Genomic DNA, 5,624 nt, shown 5'->3' on the forward strand with positions numbered 1-5,624 from the left:
TTCGGTTAGGCTGGAGAGGTTGCCCCGAGAGCAGGCCGGTTGGTCTGGTTGAGGTGAGCGTCCGTTCCTTGAGAACTCAACAGTGTGCTTAATAGTCAGTGCCAAGACCCTCCGTCGTGGCCTGGTCCGTGCGTCATCATGGTGTGCGGGTTGGTTGTGGCGGGGTTTATTTGGTACGAAATATGAAAACGCAAGTTTTCGATTTTGTAGCCTTGATTAAGTGGATGCCCTTTGCAGGGTGTCTGCCTTCGTATGGTTGTTGGCTGGCCTTCGGGTTGGTTGATGAAAAACATTTACGGAGAGTTTGATCCTGGCTCAGGACGAACGCTGGCGGCGTGCTTAACACATGCAAGTCGAACGGTGATGGAGGAGCTTGCTCCTCCTGATCAGTGGCGAACGGGTGAGTAACACGTGAGTAACCTGCCCTTGACTCTGGGATAACTCCGGGAAACCGGGGCTAATACTGGATATGAACTGCCCTGGCATCGGGGTGGTTGGAAAGTTTTTCGGTCAAGGATGGACTCGCGGCCTATCAGCTTGTTGGCGGGGTAACGGCCCACCAAGGCGTCGACGGGTAGCCGGCCTGAGAGGGCGACCGGCCACACTGGGACTGAGACACGGCCCAGACTCCTACGGGAGGCAGCAGTGGGGAATATTGCACAATGGGCGAAAGCCTGATGCAGCGACGCCGCGTGAGGGATGAAGGCCTTCGGGTTGTAAACCTCTTTCAGTAGGGAAGAAGCGAAAGTGACGGTACCTGCAGAAGAAGCGCCGGCTAACTACGTGCCAGCAGCCGCGGTAATACGTAGGGCGCAAGCGTTGTCCGGAATTATTGGGCGTAAAGAGCTCGTAGGCGGTTTGTCGCGTCTGGTGTGAAAACTCAAGGCTCAACCTTGAGCTTGCATCGGGTACGGGCAGACTAGAGTGCGGTAGGGGTGACTGGAATTCCTGGTGTAGCGGTGGAATGCGCAGATATCAGGAGGAACACCGATGGCGAAGGCAGGTCACTGGGCCGCAACTGACGCTGAGGAGCGAAAGCATGGGTAGCGAACAGGATTAGATACCCTGGTAGTCCATGCCGTAAACGTTGGGCACTAGGTGTGGGGCTCATTCCACGAGTTCCGTGCCGCAGCTAACGCATTAAGTGCCCCGCCTGGGGAGTACGGCCGCAAGGCTAAAACTCAAAGGAATTGACGGGGGCCCGCACAAGCGGCGGAGCATGCGGATTAATTCGATGCAACGCGAAGAACCTTACCAAGGCTTGACATACACCGGAATCGGCCAGAGATGGTCGCGTCTTCGGACTGGTGTACAGGTGGTGCATGGTTGTCGTCAGCTCGTGTCGTGAGATGTTGGGTTAAGTCCCGCAACGAGCGCAACCCTCGTCCTATGTTGCCAGCACGTTATGGTGGGGACTCATAGGAGACTGCCGGGGTCAACTCGGAGGAAGGTGGGGATGACGTCAAATCATCATGCCCCTTATGTCTTGGGCTTCACGCATGCTACAATGGCCGGTACAAAGGGCTGCGATACCGCGAGGTGGAGCGAATCCCAAAAAGCCGGTCTCAGTTCGGATTGGGGTCTGCAACTCGACCCCATGAAGTCGGAGTCGCTAGTAATCGCAGATCAGCAACGCTGCGGTGAATACGTTCCCGGGCCTTGTACACACCGCCCGTCAAGTCACGAAAGTCGGTAACACCCGAAGCCGGTGGCCCAACCCTTGGGAGGGAGCCGTCGAAGGTGGGATTGGCGATTGGGACTAAGTCGTAACAAGGTAGCCGTACCGGAAGGTGCGGCTGGATCACCTCCTTTCTAAGGAGCTACATGCTGCAGCTGCCGGTCTTTGTACTCGGTGGGTGCAGGTGGCCGTCGGACGCCCCGAATGTGGGTGGGGACGGTTGCTCATGGGTGGAACACTGACTAGCTGGTGCCTCTGAGGGGCTTGGGAAGTACGTTCGGTCTTCGGGTCGGGTGGGAAACCTGGGTTCTTGTGGGGTGGTGGCGTGAGCACACTGTTGGGTCCTGAGGGCACGGTCGCATTGGCGATGGTGAACTTCAGGCCTGGGGCAGCTTCGGGTGGTCGGCTTTCGGGTCGGGCGCTGGGGGTTGGTCGAGGTGGCATGTACGGGTCGTCGTGATCTGGTTGAACCGCTCACCGTTGGTGTGGGTAGGCGCTGGTGTTCGGCGGGATCGTCCGTAGCTTGAGAACTGCACAGTGGACGCGAGCATCTTTGTAAGATCAAAGATTTATCTTTGTTCTCTGCAATTTATTGTTGTCAAGTTTTTAAGGGCACAGGGTGGATGCCTTGGCACTAGGAGCCGATGAAGGACGTTGTAGCCTGCGATAAGCCTCGGGGAGTTGGCAAACGAACCGTGATCCGAGGATGTCCGAATGGGGAAACCCCGCTGGAGTCATGTCCAGTGACCCGCACCTGAATATATAGGGTGTGTGGAGGGAACGTCGGGAAGTGAAACATCTCAGTACCGACAGGAAGAGATATTCCGTGAGTAGTGGCGAGCGAAAGCGGATGAGGCCAAACCGTTCATGTGTGATACCCGGCAGGGGTTGCATGGGCGGGGTTGTGGGACCTTTCAGATTGTTCTGCCGAACTTTCAGGGAGTCAGAAAGCCGCGTTATAGTCGAAGGGCATTGAAAGGCCCGGCGTAGAGGGTGTGACCCCCGTAGACGAAATGACGTGGCCTCCCGAAGGGGATCCCAAGTAGCACGGGGCCCGAGAAATCCCGTGTGAATCCGGCAAGACCACTTGCTAAGCCTAAATACTACCTAGTGACCGATAGCGGACAAGTACCGTGAGGGAAAGGTGAAAAGTACCCCGGGAGGGGAGTGAAATAGTACCTGAAACCGTGTGCCTACAATCCGTTGGAGCCTCCATAGCAGGGGTGACAGCGTGCCTTTTGAAGAATGAGCCTGCGAGTTAGTGCTCAGTGGCGAGGTTAACCCGTGTGGGGAAGCCGTAGCGAAAGCGAGTCTTAATAGGGCGAACATAGTCGCTGGGTCTAGACCCGAAGCGAAGTGATCTACCCATGGGCAGGTTGAAGCGCGGGTAAGACCGCGTGGAGGACCGAACCCACCAGGGTTGAAAACCTGGGGGATGACCTGTGGGTAGGGGTGAAAGGCCAATCAAACTTCGTGATAGCTGGTTCTCCCCGAAATGCATTTAGGTGCAGCGTCACGTGTTTCTTACCGGAGGTAGAGCTACTGGATGGCCGATGGGCCCTACAAGGTTACTGACGTCAGCCAAACTCCGAATGCCGGTAAGTGAGAGCGTGGCAGTGAGACTGCGGGGGATAAGCTCCGTAGTCGAGAGGGAAACAGCCCAGACCACCAGCTAAGGCCCCAAAGCGTATGCTAAGTGGGAAAGGATGTGGAGTTGCACAGACAACCAGGAGGTTGGCTTAGAAGCAGCCACCCTTGAAAGAGTGCGTAATAGCTCACTGGTCAAGTGATTCCGCGCCGACAATGTAGCGGGGCTCAAGTATACCGCCGAAGCTGTGGCATTCACACAAGTGCTAGGTCTTCGTGATCCAGGCGTGTGGATGGGTAGGGGAGCGTCGTGTGGGCAGTGAAGTCGCGGGGTAACCCAGCGGTGGAGCCTACACGAGTGAGAATGCAGGCATGAGTAGCGAATGACGGGTGAGAAACCCGTCCGCCGAATGATCAAGGGTTCCAGGGCCAGGCTAATCCGCCCTGGGTAAGTCGGGACCTAAGGCGAGGCCGACAGGCGTAGTCGATGGACAAGGAGTTGATATTCTCCTACCGGCGAAGAACCGCCCATACCGACCCCGGTGATGCTAAACGCCCAAACCTGGTCCACAGGCCCTTCGGGGCTGAGGACTCAGGGGAGCGCGTGACCCGAACCGGCACTAGGTAAGCGTATTAACAGGGGTGACGCAGGAAGGTAGCCAAGCCGAGCGATGGTTGTCTCGGTCTAAGGATGTAGGGCGAACAGTAGGCAAATCCGCTGTTCATGTGCCTGAGATCTGACGGGACCCCCGTATGGGGGGATTTGGTGATCCTCAGCTGCCAAGAAAAGCCTCGGCGCGAGGTTCTAGCCGCCCGTACCCCAAACCGACTCAGGTGATCAGGTAGAGAATACTAAGGCGATCGAGAGAATCGTGGTTAAGGAACTCGGCAAAATGCCCCCGTAACTTCGGGAGAAGGGGGGCCCGGAGCGTGATCCCACTTGCTGGGGGAGCGTGCAAGGGCCGCAGAGACCAGGGAGAAGCGACTGTTTACTAAAAACACAGGTCCGTGCGAAGTCGCAAGACGATGTATACGGACTGACGCCTGCCCGGTGCTGGAAGGTTAAGAGGACCGGTTAACCCTTCGGGGTGAAGCTGAGAATTTAAGCCCCAGTAAACGGCGGTGGTAACTATAACCATCCTAAGGTAGCGAAATTCCTTGTCGGGTAAGTTCCGACCTGCACGAATGGCGTAACGACTTCTCCGCTGTCTCAACCGCGAACTCGGCGAAATTGCACTACGAGTAAAGATGCTCGTTACGCGCAGCAGGACGGAAAGACCCCGGGACCTTTACTATAGTTTGGTATTGGTGTTCGGTGCGGCTTGTGTAGGATAGGTGGGAGACTGTGAAGCATGCACGCCAGTGTGTGTGGAGTCAACGTTGAAATACCACTCTGGTCGCTCTGGATATCTAACCTCGGTCCGTAATCCGGATCAGGGACAGTGCCTGATGGGTAGTTTAACTGGGGCGGTTGCCTCCTAAAATGTAACGGAGGCGCTCAAAGGTTCCCTCAGCCTGGTTGGCAATCAGGTGTCGAGTGCAAGTGCACAAGGGAGCTTGACTGTGAGACTGACAAGTCGAGCAGGGACGAAAGTCGGAACTAGTGATCCGGCGGTGGCTTGTGGAAGCGCCGTCGCTCAACGGATAAAAGGTACCCCGGGGATAACAGGCTGATCTTGCCCAAGAGTCCATATCGACGGCATGGTTTGGCACCTCGATGTCGGCTCGTCGCATCCTGGGGCTGGAGTAGGTCCCAAGGGTTGGGCTGTTCGCCCATTAAAGCGGTACGCGAGCTGGGTTTAGAACGTCGTGAGACAGTTCGGTCCCTATCCGCTGCGCGCGCAGGAAACTTGAGAAGGGCTGTCCCTAGTACGAGAGGACCGGGACGGACGAACCTCTGGTGTGCCAGTTGTTCCGCCAGGAGCACGGCTGGTTGGCTACGTTCGGAAGGGATAACCGCTGAAAGCATCTAAGCGGGAAGCCTGCTTCAAGATGAGGTTTCCACGGAGCTTGCTCCGAGAGGCTCCCAGCAGACCACTGGGTAGATAGGCCGGACGTGGAAGAAGGGACGAAAGACCTTCGGAGCTGACCGGTACTAATAAGCCGATAACTTGATAACACTCACTTTTTGTGTGCTACGCGTCCACTGTGCGGTTCTCGGGATACGGCCGAGAACCCGGCTTGATAACCCCATAGAGTTACGGCGGTCATAGCGAGAGGGAAACGCCCGGTCCCATTCCGAACCCGGAAGCTAAGCCTCTCAGCGCCGATGGTACTGCACGGGAGACTGTGTGGGAGAGTAGGACGCCGCCGGACAACCATTGTCGAAGGCCCACCCCTCAAGGGGTGGGCCTTCGTC

The 5,624-nt window shown here is 56.9% G+C and carries 3 rRNA genes; all 3 read left to right on the plus strand.

The features are described 5' to 3' along the window. Window positions 1–292 precede the first annotated feature (292 nt). The 3 genes from AC54T1_RS14440 (at window position 293) to rrf (ending at window position 5,581) form a co-directional block, all read left to right on the plus strand. Window positions 293–1,812 (plus strand): 16S ribosomal RNA (locus tag AC54T1_RS14440). 462 nt (window positions 1,813–2,274) lie between these two features. Beyond that, window positions 2,275–5,384, plus strand: a 23S ribosomal RNA gene (locus AC54T1_RS14445). A gap of 80 nt (window positions 5,385–5,464) precedes the next feature. Continuing rightward, window positions 5,465–5,581 (plus strand): 5S ribosomal RNA (rrf, locus tag AC54T1_RS14450). The 16S, 23S and 5S rRNA genes sit together here, the layout of an rRNA operon. The last annotated feature ends 43 nt before the right edge of the window (window positions 5,582–5,624 follow it).

Source organism: Sanguibacter sp. Z41_6, from assembly GCF_059621145.1.